At 39.6% G+C, this 24804-nt stretch carries 40 protein-coding genes and 1 pseudogene; 5 read left to right on the top strand and 36 right to left on the bottom strand.

The genetic code is table 11. The annotated features are described in order from the left end of the window. Positions 1–20 precede the first annotated feature (20 nt). Positions 21–899 carry an SDR family oxidoreductase gene (locus tag SLP02_RS15650; RefSeq protein WP_319421621.1) on the top strand — a complete coding sequence of 293 codons (879 nt, stop codon included), beginning with the start codon at positions 21–23 and terminating at the stop codon, positions 897–899. Here the strand turns inward: SLP02_RS15650 and SLP02_RS15645 are convergent. The 35 genes and pseudogenes from SLP02_RS15645 to rplC all read right to left on the bottom strand — a co-directional run bounded on the left by SLP02_RS15645 (position 896) and on the right by rplC (position 20655). Further along, positions 896–2059 carry an alpha/beta hydrolase gene (locus tag SLP02_RS15645; RefSeq protein WP_319421620.1) on the bottom strand — a complete coding sequence of 388 codons (1164 nt, stop codon included), beginning with the start codon at positions 2057–2059 and terminating at the stop codon, positions 896–898. The genes SLP02_RS15650 and SLP02_RS15645 overlap by 4 nt on opposite strands. 230 nt (positions 2060–2289) lie before the next feature. Then, entirely contained in the window at positions 2290–2508 is a 219-nt protein-coding gene (locus SLP02_RS15640; RefSeq protein ID WP_319421619.1) for a type II toxin-antitoxin system HicB family antitoxin, read from the bottom strand. Beyond that, positions 2505–2693: pseudogene (locus SLP02_RS26720) on the bottom strand (type II toxin-antitoxin system HicA family toxin). Before SLP02_RS26720 ends, SLP02_RS15640 begins: the two are co-directional and overlap by 4 nt. A 45-nt stretch (positions 2694–2738) precedes the next feature. Beyond that, positions 2739–3377: a Uma2 family endonuclease gene (locus tag SLP02_RS15635; protein ID WP_319421618.1), complete on the bottom strand. Its 639-nt coding sequence runs from the start codon at positions 3375–3377 to the stop codon at positions 2739–2741. A gap of 105 nt (positions 3378–3482) precedes the next feature. Next, positions 3483–4592: a peptide chain release factor 1 gene (prfA, locus tag SLP02_RS15630; RefSeq protein WP_319421616.1), complete on the bottom strand. Its 1110-nt coding sequence runs from the start codon at positions 4590–4592 to the stop codon at positions 3483–3485. Between the two features lie 113 nt (positions 4593–4705). Then, positions 4706–4948 (bottom strand): 50S ribosomal protein L31, encoded by a 243-nt coding sequence (gene rpmE / locus SLP02_RS15625; protein WP_319421615.1) that lies wholly within the window; start codon positions 4946–4948, stop codon positions 4706–4708. 186 nt (positions 4949–5134) lie between these two features. Next, positions 5135–5542, bottom strand: coding sequence for a 30S ribosomal protein S9 (gene rpsI, locus SLP02_RS15620; RefSeq protein ID WP_319421613.1), 408 nt, complete (start codon positions 5540–5542; stop codon positions 5135–5137). A gap of 3 nt (positions 5543–5545) precedes the next feature. Then, positions 5546–5998 (bottom strand): 50S ribosomal protein L13, encoded by a 453-nt coding sequence (rplM, locus tag SLP02_RS15615; protein ID WP_319421612.1) that lies wholly within the window; start codon positions 5996–5998, stop codon positions 5546–5548. A gap of 47 nt (positions 5999–6045) precedes the next feature. Continuing rightward, on the bottom strand, positions 6046–6876 hold the full coding sequence (truA, locus tag SLP02_RS15610) for a tRNA pseudouridine(38-40) synthase TruA (RefSeq protein WP_319421610.1): 831 nt from the start codon (positions 6874–6876) through the stop codon (positions 6046–6048). A 15-nt stretch (positions 6877–6891) separates the two neighbouring features. Further along, entirely contained in the window at positions 6892–7242 is a 351-nt protein-coding gene (rplQ, locus tag SLP02_RS15605) for a 50S ribosomal protein L17 (RefSeq protein WP_319421609.1), read from the bottom strand. Positions 7243–7265: 23 nt separating this feature from the next. Beyond that, positions 7266–8252 carry a DNA-directed RNA polymerase subunit alpha gene (locus SLP02_RS15600; protein ID WP_319421608.1) on the bottom strand — a complete coding sequence of 329 codons (987 nt, stop codon included), beginning with the start codon at positions 8250–8252 and terminating at the stop codon, positions 7266–7268. A gap of 102 nt (positions 8253–8354) precedes the next feature. Further along, entirely contained in the window at positions 8355–8747 is a 393-nt protein-coding gene (gene rpsK, locus SLP02_RS15595) for a 30S ribosomal protein S11 (protein ID WP_319421607.1), read from the bottom strand. A gap of 49 nt (positions 8748–8796) precedes the next feature. Further along, a complete protein-coding gene (gene rpsM / locus SLP02_RS15590; RefSeq protein ID WP_319421606.1) occupies positions 8797–9180 on the bottom strand; it encodes a 30S ribosomal protein S13 in 384 nt (127 codons plus the stop codon). Between the two features lie 89 nt (positions 9181–9269). Next, the gene (gene rpmJ, locus SLP02_RS15585; protein ID WP_319421605.1) at positions 9270–9386 is read right to left on the bottom strand and encodes a 50S ribosomal protein L36; all 117 of its coding nucleotides are present in this window, start codon (positions 9384–9386) and stop codon (positions 9270–9272) included. 89 nt (positions 9387–9475) lie between these two features. Next, a complete protein-coding gene (gene infA / locus SLP02_RS15580) occupies positions 9476–9700 on the bottom strand; it encodes a translation initiation factor IF-1 (protein WP_319421604.1) in 225 nt (74 codons plus the stop codon). Between the two features lie 180 nt (positions 9701–9880). Continuing rightward, the gene (locus SLP02_RS15575; RefSeq protein ID WP_319421603.1) at positions 9881–10435 is read right to left on the bottom strand and encodes an adenylate kinase; all 555 of its coding nucleotides are present in this window, start codon (positions 10433–10435) and stop codon (positions 9881–9883) included. A 94-nt stretch (positions 10436–10529) separates the two neighbouring features. Continuing rightward, positions 10530–11858 (bottom strand): preprotein translocase subunit SecY, encoded by a 1329-nt coding sequence (gene secY / locus SLP02_RS15570; protein ID WP_319421602.1) that lies wholly within the window; start codon positions 11856–11858, stop codon positions 10530–10532. Positions 11859–12020: 162 nt separating this feature from the next. Then, positions 12021–12470, bottom strand: coding sequence for a 50S ribosomal protein L15 (gene rplO, locus SLP02_RS15565; protein WP_319421601.1), 450 nt, complete (start codon positions 12468–12470; stop codon positions 12021–12023). A 33-nt stretch (positions 12471–12503) separates the two neighbouring features. Next, positions 12504–13031, bottom strand: coding sequence for a 30S ribosomal protein S5 (rpsE, locus tag SLP02_RS15560; protein ID WP_319421600.1), 528 nt, complete (start codon positions 13029–13031; stop codon positions 12504–12506). 22 nt (positions 13032–13053) lie between these two features. Beyond that, positions 13054–13401: a 50S ribosomal protein L18 gene (rplR, locus tag SLP02_RS15555; protein ID WP_319421599.1), complete on the bottom strand. Its 348-nt coding sequence runs from the start codon at positions 13399–13401 to the stop codon at positions 13054–13056. Positions 13402–13406: 5 nt separating this feature from the next. Beyond that, on the bottom strand, positions 13407–13946 hold the full coding sequence (gene rplF, locus SLP02_RS15550) for a 50S ribosomal protein L6 (RefSeq protein WP_319421598.1): 540 nt from the start codon (positions 13944–13946) through the stop codon (positions 13407–13409). 20 nt (positions 13947–13966) lie between these two features. Beyond that, positions 13967–14368 carry a 30S ribosomal protein S8 gene (gene rpsH, locus SLP02_RS15545; RefSeq protein WP_319421597.1) on the bottom strand — a complete coding sequence of 134 codons (402 nt, stop codon included), beginning with the start codon at positions 14366–14368 and terminating at the stop codon, positions 13967–13969. 33 nt (positions 14369–14401) lie between these two features. Continuing rightward, positions 14402–14947 carry a 50S ribosomal protein L5 gene (rplE, locus tag SLP02_RS15540; RefSeq protein WP_319421596.1) on the bottom strand — a complete coding sequence of 182 codons (546 nt, stop codon included), beginning with the start codon at positions 14945–14947 and terminating at the stop codon, positions 14402–14404. 75 nt (positions 14948–15022) lie between these two features. Further along, positions 15023–15370: a 50S ribosomal protein L24 gene (gene rplX / locus SLP02_RS15535; protein ID WP_413467212.1), complete on the bottom strand. Its 348-nt coding sequence runs from the start codon at positions 15368–15370 to the stop codon at positions 15023–15025. Further along, a complete protein-coding gene (gene rplN, locus SLP02_RS15530; protein WP_319421595.1) occupies positions 15371–15739 on the bottom strand; it encodes a 50S ribosomal protein L14 in 369 nt (122 codons plus the stop codon). Positions 15740–15775: 36 nt separating this feature from the next. Next, positions 15776–16024, bottom strand: a complete 249-nt coding sequence (rpsQ, locus tag SLP02_RS15525; RefSeq protein ID WP_319421594.1) for a 30S ribosomal protein S17 — start codon at positions 16022–16024, stop codon at positions 15776–15778. A 3-nt stretch (positions 16025–16027) separates the two neighbouring features. After that, entirely contained in the window at positions 16028–16243 is a 216-nt protein-coding gene (gene rpmC / locus SLP02_RS15520) for a 50S ribosomal protein L29 (protein ID WP_319421593.1), read from the bottom strand. A gap of 1 nt (position 16244) precedes the next feature. Further along, on the bottom strand, positions 16245–16664 hold the full coding sequence (rplP, locus tag SLP02_RS15515; protein ID WP_319421592.1) for a 50S ribosomal protein L16: 420 nt from the start codon (positions 16662–16664) through the stop codon (positions 16245–16247). Positions 16665–16703: 39 nt separating this feature from the next. Continuing rightward, positions 16704–17423 (bottom strand): 30S ribosomal protein S3, encoded by a 720-nt coding sequence (gene rpsC, locus SLP02_RS15510; RefSeq protein WP_319421591.1) that lies wholly within the window; start codon positions 17421–17423, stop codon positions 16704–16706. Positions 17424–17472: 49 nt separating this feature from the next. Continuing rightward, positions 17473–17832, bottom strand: a complete 360-nt coding sequence (gene rplV / locus SLP02_RS15505) for a 50S ribosomal protein L22 (protein ID WP_319421590.1) — start codon at positions 17830–17832, stop codon at positions 17473–17475. Between the two features lie 15 nt (positions 17833–17847). Further along, positions 17848–18126, bottom strand: coding sequence for a 30S ribosomal protein S19 (gene rpsS / locus SLP02_RS15500; protein WP_319421589.1), 279 nt, complete (start codon positions 18124–18126; stop codon positions 17848–17850). A 21-nt stretch (positions 18127–18147) separates the two neighbouring features. Next, on the bottom strand, positions 18148–18975 hold the full coding sequence (gene rplB, locus SLP02_RS15495) for a 50S ribosomal protein L2 (protein ID WP_319421588.1): 828 nt from the start codon (positions 18973–18975) through the stop codon (positions 18148–18150). A gap of 49 nt (positions 18976–19024) precedes the next feature. After that, entirely contained in the window at positions 19025–19327 is a 303-nt protein-coding gene (locus SLP02_RS15490) for a 50S ribosomal protein L23 (protein ID WP_319421587.1), read from the bottom strand. Beyond that, entirely contained in the window at positions 19320–19952 is a 633-nt protein-coding gene (gene rplD / locus SLP02_RS15485) for a 50S ribosomal protein L4 (protein WP_319421586.1), read from the bottom strand. Before rplD ends, SLP02_RS15490 begins: the two co-directional genes overlap by 8 nt. 58 nt (positions 19953–20010) lie before the next feature. After that, the gene (gene rplC / locus SLP02_RS15480; protein WP_319421585.1) at positions 20011–20655 is read right to left on the bottom strand and encodes a 50S ribosomal protein L3; all 645 of its coding nucleotides are present in this window, start codon (positions 20653–20655) and stop codon (positions 20011–20013) included. A 725-nt stretch (positions 20656–21380) separates the two neighbouring features. Between rplC and SLP02_RS15475 the strand changes: the two genes are divergently transcribed. Together SLP02_RS15475 and SLP02_RS15470 are read left to right on the top strand one after the other, a co-directional pair. Then, positions 21381–22067, top strand: a complete 687-nt coding sequence (locus SLP02_RS15475; protein WP_319421584.1) for a hypothetical protein — start codon at positions 21381–21383, stop codon at positions 22065–22067. 5 nt (positions 22068–22072) lie between these two features. Beyond that, a complete protein-coding gene (locus SLP02_RS15470) occupies positions 22073–23545 on the top strand; it encodes a tetratricopeptide repeat protein (RefSeq protein ID WP_319421583.1) in 1473 nt (490 codons plus the stop codon). Positions 23546–23570: 25 nt separating this feature from the next. On the opposite strand, the gene SLP02_RS15465 is transcribed toward SLP02_RS15470, so the two are convergent. Further along, a complete protein-coding gene (locus tag SLP02_RS15465) occupies positions 23571–23957 on the bottom strand; it encodes a hypothetical protein (protein ID WP_319421582.1) in 387 nt (128 codons plus the stop codon). Positions 23958–24169: 212 nt separating this feature from the next. On the opposite strand from SLP02_RS15465, the gene SLP02_RS15460 reads away from it, so the two are divergent. Then, a complete protein-coding gene (locus SLP02_RS15460; RefSeq protein ID WP_319421581.1) occupies positions 24170–24409 on the top strand; it encodes a DUF433 domain-containing protein in 240 nt (79 codons plus the stop codon). Next, a complete protein-coding gene (locus SLP02_RS15455) occupies positions 24406–24771 on the top strand; it encodes a DUF5615 family PIN-like protein (protein ID WP_413467385.1) in 366 nt (121 codons plus the stop codon). Before SLP02_RS15460 ends, SLP02_RS15455 begins: the two co-directional genes overlap by 4 nt. The last annotated feature ends 33 nt before the right edge of the window (positions 24772–24804 follow it).

Here is a 24804-nt window from a genome sequence, read left to right as displayed (position 1 = left end):
TATTGACAGATTTATTATCGATGAAAAAACTATTAGTTACAGGTGCAAGTGGTTTTTTAGGCTGGAACTTGTGTCATTATGCCCAAACTAACTGGCAAGTATACGGGACTTATTTTAGTCATGAGGTAAAAATACCTGGAGCGACTTTATATAAGACTGACTTAAAGGATTTTGCTGCACTTGATCGACTTTTTAAAGATATCAAGCCTGATGGGGTGATTCACACTGCTGCTGCTTCTAAACCTAATTTTTGTCAAACTAACCCTCATGAATCTTTGGCAATTAACGTTACGGCTGCGGTAAATATTGCTCGTCTGTGTGGCGAACGTAATATCCCTCTTGCCTTTACATCTACAGATTTAGTCTTTGATGGTAAAAAGCCTTTTTATAAAGAAACCGATCCTGTTTGCCCGATCAATTATTATGGCGAACAAAAAGTAACCGCCGAACAAAAGATGCGCGAGGTATATCCTGCGATCGCAATTTGTCGAATGCCTTTGATGTTTGGTGCGCCTTCTCCCGTCGCTGCTAGCTTTATGCAGGGAATGATTAGCAACTTAAAAGCAGGTAAAGAAATTAACTTGTTTACTGATGAATTTCGTACACCTGCTAGTGCTAGAGCTACGTCTCAAGGATTGTTATTAGCGGTGGAAAAAGTGCAGGGGATATTACATTTAGGAGGAAAAGAGCGAATTTCTCGTTATGATTTTGGCTTATTGTTGGCGGACATTTGGCAATTACCAACAAATCTAATTAAACCTGGCAAACAGTCAGATGTAGCTGCCGTAGCACCGCGATCGCCTGACACTTCTTTAGATAGTAGTAAAGCTTTTGCTCTTGGCTATCAGCCTTTATCTTTAAGAAAAGAGTTAACTAATTTACGTAAAAATCCACACTAATTACTGTGTAAGCTCCATGCCAAAAATCTTTCAGTATAATATAATGCAAGTTGATTACTTACGCCAGAAAAAACAGTATCAAAAGCGTGATCGGCCCAAGGAATTGTCAACAAAATAACCTTATTATCATTAGCTAGCAGCTTTTCATAAAGCATTTTGCCATATGTAGGCTGAACTATATGATCTTTGCCATTATAGATCAATAAAGATACAGGTAGTTTAGGCTGGACGTAGTTAATGGGTGAAGCTTGCTGATAGAGTTTTAATTTTGTTTTAGGCGTACCACCTAAAAAATCTTCTAAAACTTGACGAGTATTAATTGGATCTGGTAGCGGAAGATGTTGATATCCATCTACTAAATTTACAGGACCATAATAGTTGATAATAGCTTTAAAGTTAATTGTTGATTGATTTTGATAGGCGATAATTGTAGCCAGTTGCGCTCCTGCCGATCGCCCAATTAATGCTACCCTTTGGAGATCGATTTCCCATCGCTCGGCGCGATCGCGAATGTAATTTAAAGCCGTTTGAACATCTTCTAGCTGAGTAGGAAATCTATATTCAGGCGCATGACGATAATCAACAGCAATTACACAATAACCCTGAGCAGCAATATAACGGCTAAAAGTTTCGTGATTACTAGGTTCACCCTGTCTCCAAGCTCCACCATAGATGACAATTAAAGCAGGATGTTTACCAGAAGCTAACGGTTGATAAACGTTAAGCTTTAACCGTTGACCATCAGGACTAGCAAACTGAATATCACGCTGAATTCGTACATCTTTGAGAGTAATTCCTCGAAATACATCTGCCAATACAAAAGGTTGAGGACGCATTTGAGCAATTAAAGCTGTCGGCAGTTGCTGAAGATAGTCTTTGCCTAATCTAGTTTCCATCTGTAGCTGAAATCCAGCGTTAGCTGCTTCAAACTGCATTAAAGGAATAAGACTAAGAGCAAGAGCCATCAAACTTGCTAAGAAAAAAGCGATGTAAAGATAGTTAGGCTGGAATTTGACCAATATAAAGCTCAAGGCAATTAGATCCAATCCCACTATCCAAGGACTAAGCTCTGGTACACCCACACCAAAAATTAGTAAGAATAAGGTGGGCGCAGGAACTATAATCCATAAACTAAGAAATAGTCCTAAAGCTACTAGCAATAAGGAAATAAATTTAAAAATTGTCTTAATCCCAATTAGTTTAGTTGGGTCATTTAGATTTTGATGTTGCTAATTTGAATAAAAAAATTAGAATCTATTAAAGCGATCGCTCGATCTCATTTTATGTATGTAGAATTGATACTAGTCTTTCGTTAAGATAAATTGTTTTAAATCATGGTATTTGCCTTTCCAAAAACCTCATGTTTCTATTCTTCCTTGAGTTTGAAAACTTAAGCAATTTGTAGAGTGCTTGGTTCAGGGATAGATTGTCCTTCTGCTTGCCAAGATTCTAAATACATTTCAATCACTTCTTCTCCGTTACGAATTGCTTCTTCACGAGTTTTACCGTGAGTGCAAGGCATAATAACACGATCTTCAAATTCTGGAATCGTAACTAAGAAAAGCCGATCTTCATTACTCCATTGGATAATCATGCTGTATTGATTCATGAATCTTTTTCTTCTATCTCGTTTAATTCTACTAATAACTTAGCTAACTGTTTTTCTAAGTATAGTGGGACATCATCTCCATCCTTGCCTGAAATTGTTAATGTTTTGCTGAGTAAAGGATGTCGCTAACGTTCATGACTACCTTTGCCACGTTTAGGTAAATAAACAAATCCTGTTTTTGCAATCTCAGCCTTTAGCTATCGAATTTTTCTGGCATACCTTTTATATCTTCATAATTGCTCTTTTACCCAACTACGAAAAGCCTTCATGCCTTTATTTCTGCCTTCGGTACGACATTGGTTTAAATATTGGGGAATAACTTCGAGCAAAGAAAAATTGGGAAAATTGAAGCTTGTTTCAGACTCAATATATTTACCGTCTACTAGCAATAAAAACTTTAGCTCACCTCTTTTGTATTGCCATAGTTCAGCTACGCCTAAAGATTGATATATCTCTGGATGACTACGATTGGTGATATCTACTTCTAAAGCCAAATCTGGTGGTGGATCGACTGTTAAATCTAATCTGTTTTTACCTCTGACTGCTGCTTCATTTTGGATATAAAAACAACTGTCAGGTTCAATCCCCTTAAACATTGCCTGATTTTTAAAAGTAGTAGAACCTAAAGGACAAAATTCAATATCTAGTTCTTCGAGCAAAACTTTTACAAAATCGCTGATATATTCTTTATTAATCTCATGTTCAGGTAAAGGTGTCATTATTTCTAGCTTTCCATTGTCATAGGCTATGCGAGAACCGCGACTTTCTCCCAAATCTTCTAAAATAGCCTCAAATTCGTCCCAGCTAATATTTTCTAAAACTACCGTTTGTCCTGGTGGAACTATAATTCTTTTAACTTCTAGCAGCATGGTTTTTCTTGGTGAGAAGACATTAGCTTAAAAAGAATATTTACATTCAGAATATTTATTAATCTATCCAAGCCGTAATATTTGAGCGTAGCAATTAGTTTTCAATTAAATTAAAGCCTGAGCAGTATTTGGAGAGCTAGCCAATTCTTCTAATCTATCTTGCTGATCTTGAGAGATACAAGATTGAATCATGACATCGATATCTCCTTCAAGGGAGTTAGCTAAAGCAAAGTTTTGTCCCAGACGATGATCGGTAATACGATTGTCTTTATAGTTATAAGTACGAATTTTCTCAGATCGTGCGCCTGTTCCTACCTGAGACAGTCTTAAACCTCTGACTTCTTTTTGTTGTTCTGCCAACTTAATATCGTACAGCTTGGCTCTTAGAATCTGCATTGCTCGTTCGCGGTTTTGCAATTGCGATCGCTCTTCGGTACAAAAGATTCTAATTCCTGTTGGTTTATGAATTAAATCGACGGCAGTTTCTACCTTGTTGACGTTTTGTCCTCCAGCACCACCAGAACGAGCGGTTTTAAGCTCTATATCTTTGGGATCGATTTGCACTTCAACATCATCTACTTCAGGCATCACCGCCACTGTAGCCGTAGAGGTATGAACTCTCCCGCCTGCTTCGGTTTGAGGTACTCGCTGCACCCGATGTACTCCTGCCTCAAACTTTAGCTTGCTATACACAGAGTTTCCTGTGACTTCTAAAATAGCTTCTTTAAAACCACCCATATCTGCTGCGGATTCACTAAGCAAAAATACTTTCCAGTTTTGACCTTCGGCATATCTAGAGTACATTCTGACTAGATCTCCAGCCCAAATACTAGCTTCATCACCTCCTGTACCTGCACGAATTTCTAGCATAATGTTTTTATCGTCATTAGGATCGCGAGGTAATAAAAGGACTTTGAGTTTAGTTTCTAGCTGCTCAAGTTGTGATTCAAGTTCACTTACCTCCATGCTAGCCATTTCCTTCATCTCAGGATCGTTAGCTTGTTTGAAAATTTCTTTTGCCTCTGCTAACTCTTCTGTTGCTTGCTGCCATTCTTGATATGCTATAACGGTTTCTTCTAAAGAAGATCGAGCTTTAGCTACTTTTTGTAGTTCATCGGGGTTAGTTGCAATATCGGGGTCTGCTAGACGATAGGTAAGTTCTTGAAAAGTTTGCTCTACAGATTTTAGTTTGTCTAATAGGTATGCTTCAGCCATAATTTTAGTCTTTTATAAAAAGCAAAATGATTTATTAAAAAAATTAATTTAAATACAACAAACCCAGCAGTCAATTGAAGCTAACTACTGGGTCTATACCTTGTCTTAAATGGCTATTTTTTTGCGTCAGACTCAGCATCGTTGCTGGCATCGAGCATACCGTATTTACGTAAAAAGCGATCGACTCGACCTTCTGTATCAATGATTTTTTGTGTACCAGTATAAAAAGGATGATTACCAGACCATACATCAACGCTAATTTCAGGTTGAGTTGAACCGACAGTCATGACGACTTCGCCATTACAGATTACTTTGGCATCTGGATACCAAGTTGGGTGTATTTCAGGTTTAGGCATAATTTTTTCTTTCAAACAATGTATTGATTACTTTAATACATAGCCATTAACTAATTTTAATTTAGGTTGTTACTATTTCAAAAGTGCAATCGTTAAGCTAAGAGCTAACGGCTAAAAGCGACACAAAGCGGTCTTGAGGGTTTCCCTCATAGAGCTATTGTGTCAAGAAGCTAATAGCTTAAAAAATTATCGTTTAGAGAACTGAGGAGCTTTACGAGCTTTCTTCAAACCGTATTTCTTCCGTTCCTTACAACGAGGATCGCGAGTTAGGTATCCTTCTGTTTTTAAAGGCTGACGATTATTGGGATCTTGTTTGCACAAGGCTCTAGCAACGCCTAGTTTAACAGCATCTGCTTGACCAGTTAAACCACCGCCATGAGCATTGACCAGAATGTCGTACTCGTTTTCAAAACCCAAGGTTTCTAAAGGACCTTTGATAGACATTAAATAGCTAGGGATACGATTAAAATAATCATCTCCCGTTTTGCCATTAACGGTCAGATTTCCTTCACCTGGTACTAAACGAACTCTGGCGATCGCCGATTTGCGACGACCTGTACCCCAGTACACTACTCGATCTTGTGTTCCTTCCATGTTTTAGTTCCTCGCTGGAATAGTGTTAATGTTTAAAGTTTCAGGAATTTGAGCAGCATGGGGATGATCTGCACCTGTGTAAACTTTAAGTTTGGTAAATAGTTTGCGTCCCATAACGTTTTTGGGCAGCATTCCTTTGACTGCTTTTTCGACAATACGTTCAGGAATCCTTCTTTGTAGCTGATCGAAAGTCTCAGTCTTCATGCCTCCAGGTCTACCAGAGTGGCGACGATAAAGCTTCTGCTCATTTTTTCTGCCTGTGACCACGACTTTTTCAGCGTTAATTACTACCACAAAGTCCCCAGTATCTATATTTGGAGTGAAGCTAGGCTTATTTTTGCCGCGTAGGATCATGGCAATTTCGGTAGCCAGACGACCTAAGCGTTGTCCTTCGGCATCAACTATGTACCACTTATGCTCTATGGTTTGTTGGTTTGGTAAGGGAGTTTTGTTCATTGTCAGAGTAATAGTATTTTGTGAATTATTTTAAATAAGAACTTTATTTAAGCTAAAAGAAAATTGGGCTGGGTATCAAACCAGAGATGTTTAGCAAAAGGAAATTCAGGATAACCAACCCTCAGTAAACATAAACCCTTAGCAGGAGCAGAGTATTTGACCAGATCTCGACGTTGATTTTGCCAAATTTCAGTAAAGCTTTCGGGCGATCGCTTGCCAATTCCCACCTCTACCAACATTCCCACCAGAAGGCGAACCATGCCATACAGAAAGCCGTTTGCTTGAATCTCTAGATACAAGAATGCTCCTTGACGATAACATTGTACAGTCTGTACTTCCACCCTGGCATCGGCTCTATCTGAACCCGTACGCTTGAAAGCTGATAGGTCATGTTCGCCAATTAAAGGGTATAAAGCTTGTTGAATTAAAGATTCTTGCAAGACTGACTGGTAATAATGCCAACAGGTTTGACTGACAAATATATTAGGTTGCTCATCTGTATAAATGGTATAGCGGTAACGTCGCCAAACAGCCGAAAAACGAGCGTGCCAGTTACCCTTTACTTGAGCCGATGCTCTAATTAGTATACCTTCTGGCAGTCTGGCGTTAATGATCTTCGCCCATTTATAAGCAGGAATAGATCCTTCGTACTCAAAATGAGCCACCTGAGCAGCTGCATGAACACCTGAATCAGTTCTACCTGCCCCATAAACAAGTACTGGATGACCCACAACTTCAGAAATTGCCTTTTCAATACAGCCCTGAATGCTTATGATGTTTGGTTGTTTTTGCCAGCCGTGAAAGTTAGTTCCTAAATACTGAATAACTAAGGCTATTCTAGTTGAGGAGTTTCCTGGAGATTGGCAGACTACAGCCATTTGTGCAACACCCAGTTAAACTAGCTCGATAATTGCCATTTCTGCATTGTCGCCACGACGGCTTTTGGTTCTGACGATGCGAGTATAACCGCCCTGGCGATCGCCATAGCGATCCTGGACAGCTTTAAAAAGCTCGCTAACTAGATCTTTGTCATAGATATAGCCTAAAGCTCTCCTTCTAGCTGCTAATGAACCATCTTTAGCCAAGCTGATCATTCTTTCAACCTCGCTACGGACTGCTTTAGCACGAGTTTTGGTAGTTTTGATTTGACCATGACGAATAATTTCAGTTGCCAAGGAACGTAACAAAGCCTTCCTTTGATCGGCTGGCAATCCTAGTAGTGATACTTTACATCGATGACGCATGATTGATAATATTTGGTTGATGTTTATTTTGCTGATTTTTCTTGAGATAGAGTAATTCCCAAACGTTGCTGCAAAGCTTCAATCACCTCATCAGCAGATTTTTGCCCAAAGTTTTTAATTTCCAGCAGGTCTTCTTGAGTGTAATCAAGTAAGTCAGATACAGAGTTAATTTGCGCTCGCTTCAAACAGTTGTAAGCTCTAACCGACAACTGCAATTCTTCGATGGGTATTTGGCTAGTGGGATCTTCGTCTTCTACATAGTCGGGTTCAATTGCCTCTAAAGTCAGATCTTTTAAAGGATTAAATAATTCCACGACAATTCCAGCAGCTTGAGACAACGCCTCTTCAGGCTTGACGCTACCGTTAGTCCAAATTTCCATAATTAGACGTTCGCGGATTCCTGAACCATCTACACGGGCATCTTCAACACTATAGTTAACTTTGGTCACGGGCATAAACACAGCGTCAATTTGGAGGAAGTCTAGGGAACTGCCTTCTTCTTTGCCTCTTTCTACTGCACGGTAGCCTTTGCCCTTTTCAACCCGAAATTCCATCTCCAAGCTTGTGCCTTCTGCTATAGTAGCAACATACTGATTAGAGTCTACGGTTTCTATCTCAGAAGGTAACTCAAACTGGGCAGCGGTTACGGTTCCTGGTCCAGTAGCGACCAAACGACCTATTTGAGGCTGATTGGTATAACTTTTGAGGACTATTTCCTTCATATTGAGAATAATCTCTAAAACGTCCTCTCTAACTCCTTCAATGGTGGCAAATTCATGAGTAGCAAACCCAAACTTATGTTCTTGTTTGCTGCCATCTTTTGCCATGCCTCCACCAATGCGGATTGCTGTAACAGCTGCACCCTCCAAGTTTGACAACAAAACTCTTCTTAAGGCGTTACCCAAAGTAATACCTTGACCTCTATCTAGAGGCTCAAGCATAAACTTGCTATATTGGTGCTGGTTTTTTAGGGTTTTAGATTCTACACACTCAATTTGAAATTGCGCCACAGGCTACTCTCCCTTCTATTCGACAAGCGATCTGGTAAATCAAGATGGAAATTAAATAAATATACTCTACCCAGTCGCAACTATAATAATTGCTAACTACGGCTATACTCTGCGTCTTTTAGGCGGACGACAGCCATTGTGAGGGATAGGTGTGACATCACGGATTAAAGTAATTTCTAAACCTACACCCTGTAAGGCTCTTATAGCTGTTTCTCTTCCAGCCCCAGGACCGCTTACCATAACCTCAACTTGACGCATTCCTTGATCCATTGCCCGTCTTCCTGCGCTATCTGCTGCTGTTTGTGCCGCAAAAGGAGTGCCTTTTTTTGCTCCTTTAAAACCACTTGCACCAGCAGAAGACCAAGATACTACGTCTCCTCTTGTATCAGAAATTGTTACAATGGTATTGTTAAATGTGGACTGAATATGAGCCACACCATTGGGAACGTTTTTTTTGTTTTTCTTTGCGCCAGTTCTTCTTTTTGGTTGCGCCATTTTACTTTTCGTGTGATGTGGTTATACTTAAATATGGTGAATTAATTATTTACTTCTTACCTGGAGCTTTCTTTTTACCAGCTACGGTAAGCCTTCTACCTCTTCTAGTACGAGCATTAGTGCGAGTTCTTTGACCTCGAAGAGGTAAGCCCATACGATGACGGCGACCGCGATAAGTACCGATATCCGCCAGACGCTTAATATTCATTGATTCCCAACGCCTCAAGTCACCTTCTACCTGATAGTTGTCTTCAATATATGCTCTAAGCTTCGCTGTATCTTCATCCTCAAGATCGCGAACCCTAGTATCTGGATTAACTCCAGTTTCAGCGATCGCCTTTTGCGCTCGTGATAGACCTACACCAAAAATGTAGGTTAGCGCGATTTCCACACGCTTATCACGAGGAAGGTCTACGCCAGAAATCCTTGCCACGTTTTTATCTCCCTAATTGTTTTTATTTTTAATCTTTTTGACTGCTTAAAAGTAAATGAATTAAGCATACCTAGTGTAGCGACTAACAATTATCCTTGACGCTGTTTATGCTTAGGATTACCGCTGCAAATCACCATTACTCTGCCACGTCTTTTTATTACGCGACATTTTTCACACATTTTTTTTACTGATGGTCTAACTTTCATGCCTTATTTTGGCCACACTGCAAGCCTATTATTATATCTATTAATTTGTTTTTGTGTCAAACACAATAAAATCACCAAAAAAAAGTGTTTTACTTATTTTTGAGGCGATAAGTTATTCTACCCTTAGTCAAATCGTAAGGAGTTAACTCAACTTTGACGCGATCGCCTGGTAAAATTTTAATGTAGTTACGCCGAATTTTACCTGAAATATGAGCTAGTACATTAAAGTCGTTATCCAAGTCGACGCGAAACATTGCATTAGGCAGAGATTCGGTCACAGTCCCTTCCATTTCAATTAAATCTTGTTTAGCCAATCTTCATATTCTCCGCTATTTTTAGATGAATAGCTAACGGCAACTTTTACTATTCATCGGTTTACTTGGCAAATGCCTCAAGCATTTTTTTAATACAGCAACCTATATGTATTTTACATTTTTATTTGTCTTAAGCGGTGAAAGCCATAAATTGGCAAGCGCCATCTAAAATTAAACTGCCTAAGATACTGCTTCGCTTAAAGATTTAGTTACCTGTTCCATTTCTTGATTCCCATCAATAGTTTTTAAGGTCTGCTTCTGATGATAAAAGTCAATTACTGGTACAGCGTTATGATGATAAACTTCTAAACGACGACGAATAGTTTCTTCATTATCATCTTTACGTTGCCTTGCCAGCAGTCTTTCTACCAAAACATCATCAGGAACTTCTAAATTAAGCACACAGTCAGCATTCTGGTTCAATTTAATCAATAGTTCCTCTAAAAAGGCAGCTTGATTGACATTTCTAGGAAAGCCATCAAGTATCCAGCCGTTGGCAGCATCATCATGAGATAGTCGGTCTTGAATCAGGTTAAGAATTAGAGTATCAGGAACTAATTCTCCTTTATCCATATAATCTTTAGCCTCTTTTCCCAAGGAAGTTTGTTGAGCCACGGCTTCTCTTAAGATATCTCCAGTGGACACATGGGGAATCTGATGATGTTCAGATAGTTTTTGGGCTTGAGTTCCCTTTCCTGAACCAGGAGGTCCCAAGAATATCAATCGCTTTGTCATACCAATTTATTTATTTAAAAAGTTTTGTTGGAAGTAGCAAGCCTAAAACCAAATAATTAATGGGCTTAGGCTTACCGCGATCGCTCCACCGTTTTTACTGCTTAACCATACCTTCGTAACGTTGAGAAATTACGTAGGTTTGTATTTGCTTGGCTGTGTCAATTGCCACGCCCACCAAAATAAGTAAAGATGTCGCACCAAATCCACTAAATACAGTAGTACCTGCGGGAATAGTACTTTCTACTAAAGTAGGTATAGTTGCCACTAACCCCAAGAAAATTGCGCCCAAAAGTGTTAAACGATTAAGCACCTTTTCTAAATAAGCACTAGTTGCTTTACCTGGTCTAATCCCTGGAATAGATGCGCCCATTTTTTTAAGATTTTGAGACATATCTACAGGATTGACGATCAAAGAAGCATAGAAATAGCTAAAAAACAAAATTAGAACTAGATAAACCGCTACATAAGCCCAGTTTCCAGGCTGCACTGCTGCGGCAATCTGATTAAACACGTTTTTAACTGCCCCATCACCAGGTATAAATCCAATCAACTGAGCGGGAAGAAACAGCACTGAAGATGCAAAAATAATTGGCATTACTCCACCCTGATTTAATCTCAAAGGCAGATAATTACTTCTTTCACGGTATACTCTTCTGCCAACCTGACGGCGAGCAGAAATAATGGGAATACGGCGAGTTCCTTCTTGAATAAATACAATGCCGACAATCATTGCCAAAAAGACCAGCAAAAGAACTACTACCTGAGCAATCTCGCTTCTGCCACCGCTTTGAGCAAATTCAATTGTAGTTCCTAAAGTTCTGGGTAATACCGCTACAATATTAACAAAAATCAATAGTGAAGCTCCATTACCAATGCCCTTTTCGGTAATCAACTCAGATATCCACATAACGAACATTGAACCAGCGGTTAAAGCCAGTACGGTTTCGCCAATGGGAAAAATACTTTTTTCAATAATGCCGTTATTAACCAGTAAACCTAAAGTGATACCAAAACTCTGAATGATAGCTCCGCCCAAAGCAACGTAACGAGTGATCTGGGAAATTTTACGTCTTCCCGCTTCTCCCTCATTTTTTTGCAGATCTTCCAGGCTAGGAATAGCGGTTGCCAGCAACTGCATAATGATAGAGGCATTAATAAAGGGTAAAATTCCCAGGGCAAATATTCCCAGGGCAGAAATACCACCGCCAGTAAAAATGTCCAAAAATCCGACGATTGAAGAATTTCCTGAACTATTAATAAAATTACCGAAGACCTCGCGGTCAATTCCTGGAACGGGTATAAATACCCCCAGTCTTACCAACACCAGAAGACCAATGGTTACAAGCAGCCTGCCTCGAAGACCAGCAGCTTTTGCCATCTGTAAAAATGTCTCCTGTGCCGATGGAGTTTTTTCTCTAACCATATAGGTTTACCTCTTATATGCTTGGTGCTAAATTAAGTTATTTACGGAGAAATATTATATAAATTTAATTTTCTACCCTAGGTTCTTATGATAAACCAATCATGATGCCTAGCTGCAATAACTCATCGCTTCCCTTTAGAGTGAAGTGGAGTAGTTTTTTATCTACTTGGTAATTACTTCGCAGCTACCGCCAGCAGCTTCTATTTTTTGGATTGCACTCTTAGTAAAAGCTGCTGCTTTGACGTTTAAGGCTACTTTTAGTTCACCATTGCCCAGAATTTTAAGAAGACCATCGTTGGTAGTAACAATGCCGTTCTTTAATAGAGAGTCTAGGGTCACTTCTGTGTTAGCAGCAAGAGAGCTTAAAGCTTCTACGTTAACTGTGGTATAGTGCTTTTGGTTGATGAGAGTAAAGTGCTTTAATTTGGGAACTCGGCGATAAAGAGGCATTTGTCCCCCCTCAAAGCCAGCCTTTGTTCCTGTACCTGAACGAGATTTTTGACCACGCATACCAAAACCACAGCTAGCTCCCTGTCCCGCTGCAATACCGCGACCCACTCTTTTTTTGCGTCTTTTTGATCCCTCTTTGGGACTAAGATTCTCTAGCTTCATGGTGATAAATGTTCAATGATAAATGTTCAATGATTAGGCGTATAACTGTTCTAAAGGAATATCTCTTTCTCTTGCAACCTCGGCAAAGGTTCGCAAACCGTCTAGGGCATTCATAGCTGCTCTAGCATTGTTAAGGGGGCTATTAGAACCTAGTTGCTTTGCCAAAATATTTTTTACCCCAGCTAGTTCTAAAACAGTACGGACTGCGCCACCAGCGATTACCCCAGTACCAGGAGCAGCAGGACGCATAAATACTTTTGCCCCACCAGCAACACCGTTAGTTACATGAACAATAGAACTGGCTTTGGTAAGAGAGACTTCAACTAACTGCTTTTTGGCATCAGCAACGCCTTTACGTACTGCGCCGATGACATCAGCCGCCTTACCTACGCCTACACCTACTTGTCCCTTTTCATTGCCAACGACGACAATGGCGCGAAAACTAAGTTTTTTACCGCCTTTGACTACCTTACTGACGCGACGAATTTGAACTACTCGTTCTTGCCAGTTAGAATCTTTTTCTTTAGAGCGATTTTTTTTACGTGAGTTGGATTTAGCCATAGTTTAATATTACTGTTTTGATTTAAAAATCTAACCCTGCTTCGCGAGCAGCATCAGCTAAAGCTTTGACTCGACCGTGGTAAAGATTTCCCCCTCTGTCAAAGACTACTTTAGCAATTCCTTGTTCTATCGCTTTTTGAGCTACAAGTTTGCCGACTTCTGCCGAGACTTCGCAAGTAGCACCACCAGATTTGACGTTAAAGTCCGATGCTGCTGCTAAAGTGTGCTGTGCCACATCATCAATAACTTGAGCATAAATATGATTATTGGAACGGAAAACGCATAAACGGGGACGTTCGGGCGTACCATTTACTGCTTTGCGTACTCGACGGTGACGGCGTTTGACTAATTCTCTACGTGAAAGCTTCATAATTTCTACTTACCTGTCTTACCAGCTTTGCGTTTGACCTGCTCATCAAAGTAGCGTATTCCTTTACCTTTATAAGGCTCTGGAGGTCTTACTCCTCGAATTTGAGCAGCAATGTTGCCTACTATTTCTTTATCAATGCCACTAACAATAACTTCAGTATTTCTATTTTCTACTGCCACATCTATACCGTCTGGCATTTCCATCTCCACAGGATTACTATAGCCAACGTTAAGAGTTAGCTTTTTGCCTTGAGCCTGGGCTCGATAACCTACCCCTTGAATTGCCAGACGCTTTTGGAATCCTTGAGATACTCCATCAACCATATTGGCAACTAGGGTACGACAAAGACCATGACGTTGACGACCAATACGAGAACCATCGGTCGGATTTACGACTATGGTGTCACCCTCTTGTTTTACCTCAATAGGTTGAGGAATGTTGCGCTCTAAAGTACCTTTTGGTCCTTTGATTGTGACGTGCTGTCCTGAAATCTGCGCGCTTACTTTATCAGGAATGGGAATAGGCTGTTTGCCAATACGAGACATAATTTAGTCCTCTTCTTTGATTACCAAACATAACAGAGGATTTCGCCGCCAACTCCTTGGCTGCGAGCTTCTCTATCGGTCATTACTCCACGGGAAGTGGAAACGATCGCAATACCAATACCGCCAAGGACACGAGGAATATCTTTTTTACGAGAGTAGACCCTTAGTCCTGGTTTACTTACCCGCTTAAGGGTGCTGATAATTGGTTGACGATTTCTGCCTTTATACTTGAGAGAAATTTCGATGAATTTCTGGGGTACTTCCCCTGTTTCTTCAAAGCTGTCGATAAATCCTTCACTTTGTAAAACTAGAGCGATCGCCTTAGTCATACGAGTAGAAGGAACTTTAGTAGTTTGATGCTTGACCATACAGGCATTACGAATGCGGGTCAGCATATCTGAAATAGTATCGGTTGCTGCCATTATTTCCTATTTTTATATTTAGATACTAAGAATTTAGTTGTCACGGAAAGGCATTCCCATTTCTTTGAGTAAAGCTCGTCCTTCTTCATCATTGTTTGCTGAAGTGACGATTGAAATATCCATCCCTCTAATTTGATCGATGCTATCGTATTCAATTTCGGGAAACATCAGCTGCTCTCTAACTCCTAAACAGTAGTTACCTCGACCGTCGAAGCTTTTGGGGCTAATACCGCGAAAGTCGCGAATACGAGGTAGAGCCAGACAAATCAGCCGCTCTAGAAAGGCATACATCCGTTCACCACGGAGGGTAACCATCATCCCCACGGGCATTCCTTGACGAATTTTAAAACTCGCGATCGCTTTTTTAGCTCTGGTAACCACTGGCTTTTGCCCTGTAATCACAGATAGTTCATTTAGGGATGATTCTAGGGCTTTAGCATTTTGCGATGCTTCTCCTAAACCACGGTTAATGACGATTTTGACTACTTTGGGAACTTGATGAAGGTTGCCGTAACTAAACTGTTCGCTTAACTTGGGAACAATATCTTCCAAATACTGAGATTTTAACGATTTTGCCATGATGTTTTTCTTTTCCTGGGCTTGGTCAGGAACTATAAATTTAAAATTATCAGCGTTTTACAAATGCCTAAAAAACTAGTCGATAATCTCGCCTGTCTTTTTGAGCATCCGTACTTTACGACCTTCTTCGGTAAAGGTATAGCCAACACGACTAACGGTTTTCTCTTTATTGGAATAGAGCATGACGTTAGAACTGTGTATGGGAGCTTCAAAAGTCACAATTTGACCTGATTCTCCTTCTTGCTGAGGTTTGACGTGTTTGGTACGTACATTCACGCCTTCTACAACTACTTGGCTTGTCTTGGGAATTACTCTGGATATTTCACCGACCTTGCCTTTATCACGTCCAGAGATTATCTGGATGGTATCCCCTTTTTTGACGTGCATTTTATAGCGGATTGGTGCTTTTTTGGTTTTCGTCATTTAAATTACCTCAGGAGCTAAAGAGACGATCTTGGTAAAGTTTCTATCTCTCAGTTCTCTTGCCACAGGACCAAAGACACGCGTACCTCTGGGGTTATTCTGTTCGTTGATAATTACTGCAGCGTTATCGTCAAAGCGAATGCTCATGCCACTAGGGCGACTGACAGACTGCTTAGTTCTTACAATTACTGCTTTGACAACTTCAGATTTTTTGACTCCCATATTGGGTAAAGCGTCTTTGACCACTGCCACTACGACATCACCGATAAAGGCATAGGGACTATTGCCTTTGCCAATTACGCGCAAACACATTAGTTTGCGTGCGCCACTGTTGTCAGCGACATTTAAATAGGTCTGTTGTTGAATCATTTTCGATCTCGACCAGGAAAATTAGGTTAGTAGAATTTAGGATTTTTGGGATTCAATTATTTCCTCGACCGTCCAGCGTTTGGTTTTGCTGAGGGGACGAGTTTCCTTGATCCGCACGCGATCGCCAATCTTACATTGGTTCTCGGCATCATGAGCTTTATACTTTTTGGTTCTGACGACAATTTTGCCGTATTTGGGGTGAGGAGAGCGGTTTTCAATGGCAACCACGACGGTTTTATCCATTTTGTCGCTAACTACTTCCCCTACTCTTTCTTTGACTGCCATAATCTAGTTTTCTCCTTCAGCAGCGATTTCACGCTCGCGTTCTATAGTTAATAGCTGACAAAGACGATGTTTTGTATGTTTAAACAGATGAGGTTTTTCTAAACGGCGAGTTGCCTGCTCTAGCCTTAACTGAAACAACTGTCGCTTAACTGCTAGAATTTCTTCAGCCAGTTCTTCATCACTGAGTTTTCTGGCTTCAGCAATTTTGGGTAAAGCCATATTAGTTATAATCCTCTTCGCGAGTAATGAATTTGGTTTTGATCGGTAGCTTTTGAGCCGCTAAACGCATTGCCTCTTTTGCCACTTCTTCAGTTACACCAGCCATTTCAAACATGATTCTGCCTGGCTTGACCACTGCTACCCAAAATTCGGGAGAACCTTTACCAGAACCCATACGGGTTTCGGCGGGACGCATGGTCACGGGCTTATCTGGGAAAATGCGAATCCAGATTTTACCACCCCGTTTGACGTAGCGCGTCATAGCTCGACGGGCAGCCTCAATTTGACGGGAGGTAATCCAAGAGGGTTCTGTTGCCTGGAGAGCGTAATCACCAAAGTTCAAGGTGCTACCGCGATAAGCCATGCCTCTCATGCGACCGCGATGCTGTTTACGATATTTCGTTCTTCTGGGACTAAGCATAATAGTATTATTTTGCTAAACAAGTCTTGTTAATAGTTATTACTCAGAGCGATCGTCAAATTTCTGACGGCGACGTTGACGGCGAGGAGCTTGACTAGGAACAGCGGCTGCTGCTTCTTCTTGTCCTGGAATAATTTCGCCTTTAAATACCCAAACCTTAACTCCAAGAATTCCGTAAATAGTTAAGGCAGTGCGATAAGAGTAATCAATATCTGCTCTAAGGGTGTGTAAAGGGACTCGACCTTCCCTAACCCATTCTGTACGGGCAATTTCTGCACCGTTTAAGCGACCACTGACCTGAATTTTAATACCCAGGACTTCAGCCCGCTGCGCTCTTTGAACCGCTTGACGAACTACTCGACGAAAAGAAACTCTTCGCTCTAACTGCTGACAAATATACTCAGCAATCAAGGCTGCATCAGCATCCACGCGAGGTACTTCTATGACGTTGATCCGAATTTGGCGTGCGTTACCAACCTTCGCCTGTAATTCAGTTCTTAATTTCTCAATCCCTGAACCACCACGACCGACAACCACACCAGGTCTAGCGGTGTGAATTGCTAAATCAATTTGATCGGCTTTACGCTCAATTTTGACCTGAGAAATGCCCGCATTGCTCAGTTCTTTGTTAACGTATTCCCTGATTAAACGATCTTCTAGCAATAATTCTGGATAGCGTTTAGCGTCAGCGTACCAGCAAGATTGATGTTCTTTGGTAATACCCAGACGAAAGCCCGTTGGGTGTATCTTTTGTCCCACAAATGTTTCCTCGTAATAGTAATTAATTAAATTCTGAACTTTAAGGATTCTAATTGGTTACTTCAGGAGCAACAGCCACTGTAATGTGACAGGTTGGCTTACGAATTTGATAAGCCCTACCTTGCGCTCTAGGACGATAACGTTTGAGAACAGGACCCCCATCGGCAAAAGCTTTGCTGACTACCAAAGTTGCGGGATCTAAGCCGTTGTTATGTTCTGCGTTAGCCACAGCCGATCGCAATGCTTTTAAAATTGGATCGCAGGCTTTATAAGGCATGAATTCGAGAATGATTAATGCTTCCCGATATTGGCGACCACGAATTTGATCTAACACCCGTCTGACCTTAAAAGGAGACATCCGGATGTATTTAGCGATCGCCTTTACTTCGTTATTAGTATCTATTGGCATAGTGGTACTTAATATCTAGCGTCTCCCTTTTTTGTCGCTTTTAGAATGACCCCTAAAAGTACGGGTAGGAGAAAATTCTCCCAGTTTATGTCCGACCATCTGGTCACTAATAAACACAGGAATGTGCTGGCGACCATTGTGGACGGCAATTGTATGTCCCACCATTAGAGGCAAAATAGTTGAAGCTCTCGACCAAGTTTTGATTACTTCTTTTTTGTTACCAGCGTTCAACCTCTCAATTTTTTTGAGGAGACTGTCGGCGATAAATGGTCCCTTTTTTAAAGAACGACTCATATTTTTTCAATTAATAATGAATTAACGACGACGACGAACAATCAGCCTGTTGCTAGGTTTGTTCTTCTTGCGAGTTTTCTTACCCAAAGCTGGTTTACCCCAAGGGGAAACAGGACCGCTTCTACCAATAGGAGCGCGTCCTTCACCACCACCATGAGGGTGATCGCAGGGGTTCATCGCACTACCGCGAACTTCAGGTCTTCTACCCAAATGGCGCATTCTACCTGCTTTACCCAGCTTAAGATTACGGTACTCAACGTTACCAACCTGTCCGATAGTGGCATAGCATTCTTTGCGCACCATTCTTACTTCCTTTGAAGGAAGACCAATAGTTACATAATCCCCTTCTTTTGCCATTACCTTGGCAGCAGCGCCAGCAGCCCGAACAATTTGTCCGCCTCTACCAGCTACAAGCTCAACGTTGTGAACAGTTTCACCTAGAGGCATTTTGCTCAGAGGTAAGGCATTACCAACCTCAATTGGCGCATTTTCACTGGCAATAATTGGTGTGCCTACTTTCATCCCTACAGCAGCCAATATGTAGCGTTTTTCGCCGTCTTCATACTGAACTAGAGCAATACGAGAATTGCGGTTGGGATCGTATTCGATCGCAACTACTTCGGCTGGGATATTGCGCTTATCACGCCGAAAATCGATAATACGGTAAAGACGTTTGTGTCCTCCGCCACGACGACGGCTAGTAATTACACCGCGGTTATTACGCCCTTTTTTACGATGTTTGTATTTGGTTAAAGATTTTTCGGGCGTACTTTTGGTAATTTCTGAAAAATCGGGAACTATCGCTTGGCGTGTTCCTGGTGTGTATGGTCTAAATGAACGAGTACCCATAATTTGCTTTTAGATTAGCTTTTTCGAGTTCTATATTTTGATCTACGTTTTATACGTCAGGGAATAGGGCAATTGAATCCCCATCTTTGAGCGTGACAATTGCTCTTTTATATTGAGCCTTGTAACCCAAAAACTTGCCTACTCGACGCTTTTTACGAGGCAAAGTCAAAGTATTTACCTTGACAACAGTGACATCAAACAGGCTTTCAATAGCTGCTCTAATATCGGGCTTGGTTGCTTTAGGCAATACATCAAAAACGTATTTACCAAGCTCCATCTGGATCGTGCCTTTTTCAGTAATGATCGGCTTGAGGATCAAGTCGGCTAAATCTCTCTCTTGGTATCTAGTCACTGTAAACCTCCTGTATCTGTTCTAAAGCATCTTTCGAGATGACAATTTTGTTGGCATGAAGCACATCAAGAACGTTGAGGTTAGTTGCCTTAATTAGTTTGACTTTAGCAATGTTGCGAGTAGACAAATTGACGTTATCAGAAACCTCTTTAAGAATCAGTAAAACCTTAGAGTCAGGTTCAACACCCCAACGGTCTAAAGCTGCTAAAACTTCTTTTGTTTTAGGGCGGTCAAGTTCAGAACCAAAATTCTCGACAACAACTATATCTTCAACGCGGGAACTAAAAGCTGTTCTCAACGCCAAACGTCTCTCTTTGCGGTTCATCTTGGTGCTGAAATCTCTGGGTTTTGGTCCAAAAATTACACCACCACCACGCCATAATGGAGAACGAATCGAACCTGCACGAGCGCGTCCAGTTCCTTTTTGTCTCCAAGGTTTGCGTCCACCACCGCGAACTTCTGCTCGAGTTTTGCTAGATGCCGTACCTTGACGAGCATTATTTAGCTGACGAACTAATGCACGATGAACAATATGTTCGGCGTTTTCTGCTTTGGCTACTTTAAGTTCTAGGGTTGCTTCTCCAGCATCTTCCCCCTGCCAATTTTTGACTACACAATTAACCATAGTTATTTGTTATCTATACTTTATGTTCTCAAAATAACAAGCTGTTATTTCTGCCCTACTACTTCTGCCCCACAATGTTGCTGGGAGAGATACTAAGCAGTGATCCAGGCTTACCAGGAATTGCTCCTTTAATAAGTAACAAGTTTTGCTCAACATCAATTTTGACAACTTTTAATTTGCGGGTGGTTACCTGTTTTCCGCCGTAGCGTCCTGCCATTTTCTTACCAGGATAGACACGACCAGGAGTTGTTCCCGCACCAGTTGAACCAGGCGCACGATGGCTTTTAGAACCATGACTCATCAAACCACGCTTAAAGTTGTGCCGCTTATGATAACCAGCAAAACCACGACCCATCGTTTTACCACTAACATCAACGGTAGTATCAGTATTAAAAATTTCCGATATGTCTAAAGCTTTGCCTAGTTCATAATCTTCAGTTTTTTCCAGACGATACTCTTTCAGATGGCGTAGAGGACTAGCACCAACTTTTTTAAGATGACCCAGTTCAGGCCTGGACAAAGCTTTTTCTTTTACCTCTCCATAGCCAATTTGAACTGAACTATAACCGTCCGTCTCTTTAGTTTTGACTTGAGTTACGATACACGGTCCAGCTTGAACAACAGTAACGGGAACTGCATTTCCTGTCTCTTTGTCAAAAACTTGGGTCATGCCAACTTTAGTGCCAAGAATGCCGATAGACACGAGTTTAAACTCCTCTATAATTGCAACATAATAGATTAAGCTCTATTTCTCAAGAGCTTTGGGCTTAGATGTATTGCCGCAGATTACTGCTATCAAAAGGCGGTGCAACATCAACTGACAAAAAATAACCATCTTGACCGGTACTTCCTAGAATCTCATTCATGTTTTTACATAAAATCGCTCTTGGTCGAACCGCTATTAACAAGATGTACAGCAGCAAATATATAATTTTTTTTCTAAGATTTACGCTCGCATTCAGCTTATTGCTGTTGCCAACCTTCAAAGTTACCTTGTACCCTCTAAGACTTAAAGAAAAATTGCTTCTTCAGTATCCCCAATGAGGAGGCAGCAAACCCTATAAATTTCTCACTAACCCCGTAACGAGATTGTTTTCTATGGTGAATAAACACTGTGAAAACTCACTAATTTAGTCTTAGAAGTAAAAGCGAAAATCACTTGTATTCTGCGACTGAGGGGGTGGACTAGATTTTTATCTATTAGGTGAGATTTGCCAGTTTTAACCACAATCACTAATGATACATGATGGGGTAAGTTTCTGACAAGGAATATTTTAATATTTTGGGGAAGTGAGAAAAAAGCGATCGCTTTTGTGAATAAAAGCCAATACAATTTTTTATCTTTAGCTGATCTTACTGAAGTCTTTGTATAAGTTTCAAGATTAGGATTGTGGAAACACAATTTTATATCGTAATTTATGCGAAATTATGGAACATGAAATTATACATAAACTTACGCCAGAACAAGAAGAACTAGAAAAAAAGAAAGCTGAATTAGCAGTATTAGAAACCGAGTTGGCTGAAAAGGAATTAAATTTAGTCACTTTTCAAGCTGAATTAAGTAGTTTTGAAAATGAATATATGCGAGTAATTGGTATTCGCTATACAGAACTAGATCGCATAGAAGCTCAAATTGAAGAATACATAGCATTTTTAGAATCGGATCGAGATTTCAAGCCATCACTAGAATTAAAGAAACTGTACCGCGAAGTAGCAAAAAAAATTCATCCAGATTTGGCAACTGATGACGAAGAACGTCAACGCAGACAAGAATTAATGGCGGAAGCTAATATCGCCTACGAAAACGGTAATTTAGAAAAACTCAAATCGATTTTACAAGATTGGGAAAATAGTCCCGAATCAATTAAAGGCGAAGGAATTAGTTTCGAGTTGATTCGCATTATTAGACAAATAGCCCAAAGTCGCGATCGTTTAAAATCCATCCAATTAGAAATTACAACTTTAGAACAAACCGAACTTTTTCAACTTAAAACTAAAATCATTGAAGCAGAAAAAGTCGGACAAGATTTGTTAGCAGATATGGCTAATGAATTGGATAAGCAAATTAATAGTGCTATGAAAAAACTCAAAGAATTAAAAACAAAATTTGGCTAATAGATATGGAAAAAAACAAAAATATTATTTTATCTACAAGTCCTAATATAGCTAAATATTCGTCAAATTTGATTAAGAGAGGATTTGCACTTGCTAACGATATAAATCAATATTCAAATTATTATTGCGAACAAATAAATCAATTACTAGAAGAAGCAGAATATCTATATGGCTTGGAAGTATACCGCGGAGTTTTAACTTGTTCTGAAAAAATGATTGAAATCAATAAAAGCTGTGCTGAAGCTTGGTGGTATAAAGCTCGTTCTTTATGGAAAACAGTAGATTGGGAAGAAGCTTTAATAGCTGTAAATAAATCTATTGCTTTAAAACCAAATTTCACGCAAGCATTATTAACAAAAAGTGCTATTTTAATGAATTTATGTAAATATGATGAAGCAATAAAAGAAACTGAAGAAGTAATTAAAATAAAGCCTGATGAATATAGAGCTTGGTACAATAAAGGTCTTATCTATATAAAATCAGGAAAAGAACAAAAGGCTAACTTTGCTTTTAACCAAGCTTTGAAAATAAAATTTAACAGTTATAAATTTCAAAAGAATGTGAATTATAATTGTTCGAGCCTTTTTGAATTAAACAAAATAAAAAAATACAAAGATAATAAAGGTATAATCGAAGATCGACTGATAAACTATGATTTCTTAGCTACTTTTGATACTACCTGCGTTTCAAGACAGTCTGATTCAATGTTTTGGAAAGATATTAAATCAGTTCAAATTGACTCTAATCAAAATATTACGATTGAGCGTAACGATGGAATCACTCAAACTTGGAATTTAAAAAAACAAAAACTTTTACACTCATATTCCAAAAAAATATATAAAGCATATAAAGAAAAAATTATTTCCAAACTTAAAAATAAAACCAAACTATTGAATATAGAAACAGAACACTTAATCAAAGTTATTGAAGATGAAGATTTAACTTTTTTCTCACTTTCAGTTGCTCCGAATAGTCGAATCATAGCCTTTGTTGGAAATTTATGTCCTAATGATTTCTATGAGTGTGTCGATATATTACTAGTTTTCAACCTGAGTACTGGCAAGTTTATTTATTCTCGCTGTACACCATACTCAGAGGATGTGGCTTTTAGTCCTGATGAAAAGCTACTTGCTCAAGCTGTTGAGGATAAACCAGCTCATATTTGGAATGCTCAAACAGGCGAACTAATTCGTACTCTTGATTATTCTTCAGAGTATCCTGACACTATTGTCAGTGAAAATGAGAAAGGTCTTGCTTTTAGTCATGATGGGACGATTTTAGCTACTAGCGACATTAGTGGCAACATCTTTTTATGGAATATTAATACAGGTAAGCTTATACAAACTTTATCCATTGCTTCCAGTCAAAAGTTTAAAAGGTATAACTCTATAAGTTTTAGTCAAGACAGTAAAACTATAGTTGCTGGTGACGATAATGGATACATAAATGTATGGCAACTTGGTACTGAATCATATTGACGATCAAAAAATATCCACTATTATATCAATGTGCTATCAAGTATTCATCTGCTTTTAACTTAAGCCTATCCCCTTCTAAAATCAATTTATCAATCGCTTCTTTCAATTCCATATATGGCTGACGGGCAGATTTTTTGTCTCTTTCCATTGCCCGTCTAGTTTCCGCCCTCATTCTTCCAGCCCATTTATGTTTGCCAAAAACATCTAAACCAACAGATACAAGACTATCAGTACCAGATTGGGTTGCTTGCTGATTGATATTACGAATTAGCGCATTAATTTCTTTTTTAATTGCCCTTAGTTGCTTCTGAGCTAATGTAATCTGCTTTACTTGAAGCTTTACCGATTGAGGATTGTCTAAAATTAGTATAATTTGAGAGGCTATTTGTTGAATTTCTTCTAGCTTGTTCATCGATATTAGAGAGATTTACTACATCCTAAATCCTGGCATAGCGAGAAAAAATTATAAATGTCTGATATCACAATTAAAAAACATAAATATTTTAACAGCTTAAAAAATTGAATAGAAAGGCGATCGCTAAAATGATTTGTAATCAAGTTTATCTTTGTGAGGTAACTGCTAAACTAAAATAAAATTTTGATGTATGAATAAATAGAAATTATATGCTTAACGTTGATAGAATTACTTTTGATCCTAAGATAATGGCGGGACAAGCCTGTATTCGTGGAATGCGTGTCCCCGTTTCTTTGGTCTTAAATCTACTAACAAACGGCAAAACTACAGAAGATATTATTGCTGACTATCCTTATTTAGAAGTAGAAGATATTCAGCAATCTTTAGTTTATGGTGCATGGTTAGCTAGAGAGCAATATTATCCCAAAGCAAATAAATTAGCAGGATAAAGTTTTTTGCAGATATGGGAATTTCGCCTCGAACAGCAGCTAAACTGAGAAAACAAGGCTATGATGCCATTCATCTAATTGAAGAAGGTTTAGAAAAACTTGAAGATCGAGAGATTTTGCTTAAAGCCGAAAAAGAGAAAAGAATTGTTTTAACTGTTGACTTGGATTTTGGTTACTTGCTGGCTGTGAGTGGCGCAAAACTACCCAGTGTTGTCTTATTTCGCTTAGGCAATGAAAGCAGAGAAGTAATTGAAGAATATCTAGATGATGTTTTGTTTCAATGCAGCAGAGAATTAGAAAACGGGGCAATCATTTCGGTCAAAGACGATGGTTTTAGAGTCAGATTATTGCCTATCGGGTAATTTCAAAATGCGATCGCTCTAGCTATGTTCTAA

This window comes from Pleurocapsa sp. FMAR1 (assembly GCF_963665995.1).
Lineage (GTDB): Bacteria > Cyanobacteriota > Cyanobacteriia > Cyanobacteriales > Xenococcaceae > Waterburya.
This window is presented reverse-complemented; position numbering and strand designations above follow the sequence as displayed.

Bases quoted from the DNA above. Each gene is read 5' to 3' on its own strand.
- SLP02_RS15650 (WP_319421621.1), top strand. From the start codon at position 21: ATGAAAAAACTATTAGTTACAGGTGCAAGTGGTTTTTTAGGCTGGAAC.
- SLP02_RS15640 (WP_319421619.1), bottom strand. From the start codon at position 2,508: ATGAATCAATACAGCATGATTATCCAATGGAGTAATGAAGATCGGCTT.
- SLP02_RS15635 (WP_319421618.1), bottom strand. From the start codon at position 3,377: ATGCTGCTAGAAGTTAAAAGAATTATAGTTCCACCAGGACAAACGGTA.
- prfA (WP_319421616.1), bottom strand. From the start codon at position 4,592: ATGGCTGAAGCATACCTATTAGACAAACTAAAATCTGTAGAGCAAACT.
- rpmE (WP_319421615.1), bottom strand. From the start codon at position 4,948: ATGCCTAAACCTGAAATACACCCAACTTGGTATCCAGATGCCAAAGTA.
- rpsI (WP_319421613.1), bottom strand. From the start codon at position 5,542: ATGGAAGGAACACAAGATCGAGTAGTGTACTGGGGTACAGGTCGTCGC.
- rplM (WP_319421612.1), bottom strand. From the start codon at position 5,998: ATGAACAAAACTCCCTTACCAAACCAACAAACCATAGAGCATAAGTGG.
- truA (WP_319421610.1), bottom strand. From the start codon at position 6,876: ATGGCTGTAGTCTGCCAATCTCCAGGAAACTCCTCAACTAGAATAGCC.
- rplQ (WP_319421609.1), bottom strand. From the start codon at position 7,242: ATGCGTCATCGATGTAAAGTATCACTACTAGGATTGCCAGCCGATCAA.
- rpsK (WP_319421607.1), bottom strand. From the start codon at position 8,747: ATGGCGCAACCAAAAAGAAGAACTGGCGCAAAGAAAAACAAAAAAAAC.
- rpmJ (WP_319421605.1), bottom strand. From the start codon at position 9,386: ATGAAAGTTAGACCATCAGTAAAAAAAATGTGTGAAAAATGTCGCGTA.
- SLP02_RS15575 (WP_319421603.1), bottom strand. From the start codon at position 10,435: ATGACAAAGCGATTGATATTCTTGGGACCTCCTGGTTCAGGAAAGGGA.
- secY (WP_319421602.1), bottom strand. From the start codon at position 11,858: ATGGTTAGAGAAAAAACTCCATCGGCACAGGAGACATTTTTACAGATG.
- rplO (WP_319421601.1), bottom strand. From the start codon at position 12,470: ATGAAGCTAGAGAATCTTAGTCCCAAAGAGGGATCAAAAAGACGCAAA.
- rpsE (WP_319421600.1), bottom strand. From the start codon at position 13,031: ATGGCTAAATCCAACTCACGTAAAAAAAATCGCTCTAAAGAAAAAGAT.
- rplR (WP_319421599.1), bottom strand. From the start codon at position 13,401: ATGAAGCTTTCACGTAGAGAATTAGTCAAACGCCGTCACCGTCGAGTA.
- rplF (WP_319421598.1), bottom strand. From the start codon at position 13,946: ATGTCTCGTATTGGCAAACAGCCTATTCCCATTCCTGATAAAGTAAGC.
- rpsH (WP_319421597.1), bottom strand. From the start codon at position 14,368: ATGGCAGCAACCGATACTATTTCAGATATGCTGACCCGCATTCGTAAT.
- rplE (WP_319421596.1), bottom strand. From the start codon at position 14,947: ATGGCAAAATCGTTAAAATCTCAGTATTTGGAAGATATTGTTCCCAAG.
- rplX (WP_413467212.1), bottom strand. From the start codon at position 15,370: ATGACGAAAACCAAAAAAGCACCAATCCGCTATAAAATGCACGTCAAA.
- rplN (WP_319421595.1), bottom strand. From the start codon at position 15,739: ATGATTCAACAACAGACCTATTTAAATGTCGCTGACAACAGTGGCGCA.
- rpsQ (WP_319421594.1), bottom strand. From the start codon at position 16,024: ATGGCAGTCAAAGAAAGAGTAGGGGAAGTAGTTAGCGACAAAATGGAT.
- rpmC (WP_319421593.1), bottom strand. From the start codon at position 16,243: ATGGCTTTACCCAAAATTGCTGAAGCCAGAAAACTCAGTGATGAAGAA.
- rplP (WP_319421592.1), bottom strand. From the start codon at position 16,664: ATGCTTAGTCCCAGAAGAACGAAATATCGTAAACAGCATCGCGGTCGC.
- rplV (WP_319421590.1), bottom strand. From the start codon at position 17,832: ATGCCAATAGATACTAATAACGAAGTAAAGGCGATCGCTAAATACATC.
- rpsS (WP_319421589.1), bottom strand. From the start codon at position 18,126: ATGAGTCGTTCTTTAAAAAAGGGACCATTTATCGCCGACAGTCTCCTC.
- rplB (WP_319421588.1), bottom strand. From the start codon at position 18,975: ATGGGTACTCGTTCATTTAGACCATACACACCAGGAACACGCCAAGCG.
- rplD (WP_319421586.1), bottom strand. From the start codon at position 19,952: ATGGTTAATTGTGTAGTCAAAAATTGGCAGGGGGAAGATGCTGGAGAA.
- SLP02_RS15475 (WP_319421584.1), top strand. From the start codon at position 21,381: ATGGAACATGAAATTATACATAAACTTACGCCAGAACAAGAAGAACTA.
- SLP02_RS15470 (WP_319421583.1), top strand. From the start codon at position 22,073: ATGGAAAAAAACAAAAATATTATTTTATCTACAAGTCCTAATATAGCT.
- SLP02_RS15465 (WP_319421582.1), bottom strand. From the start codon at position 23,957: ATGAACAAGCTAGAAGAAATTCAACAAATAGCCTCTCAAATTATACTA.
- SLP02_RS15460 (WP_319421581.1), top strand. From the start codon at position 24,170: ATGCTTAACGTTGATAGAATTACTTTTGATCCTAAGATAATGGCGGGA.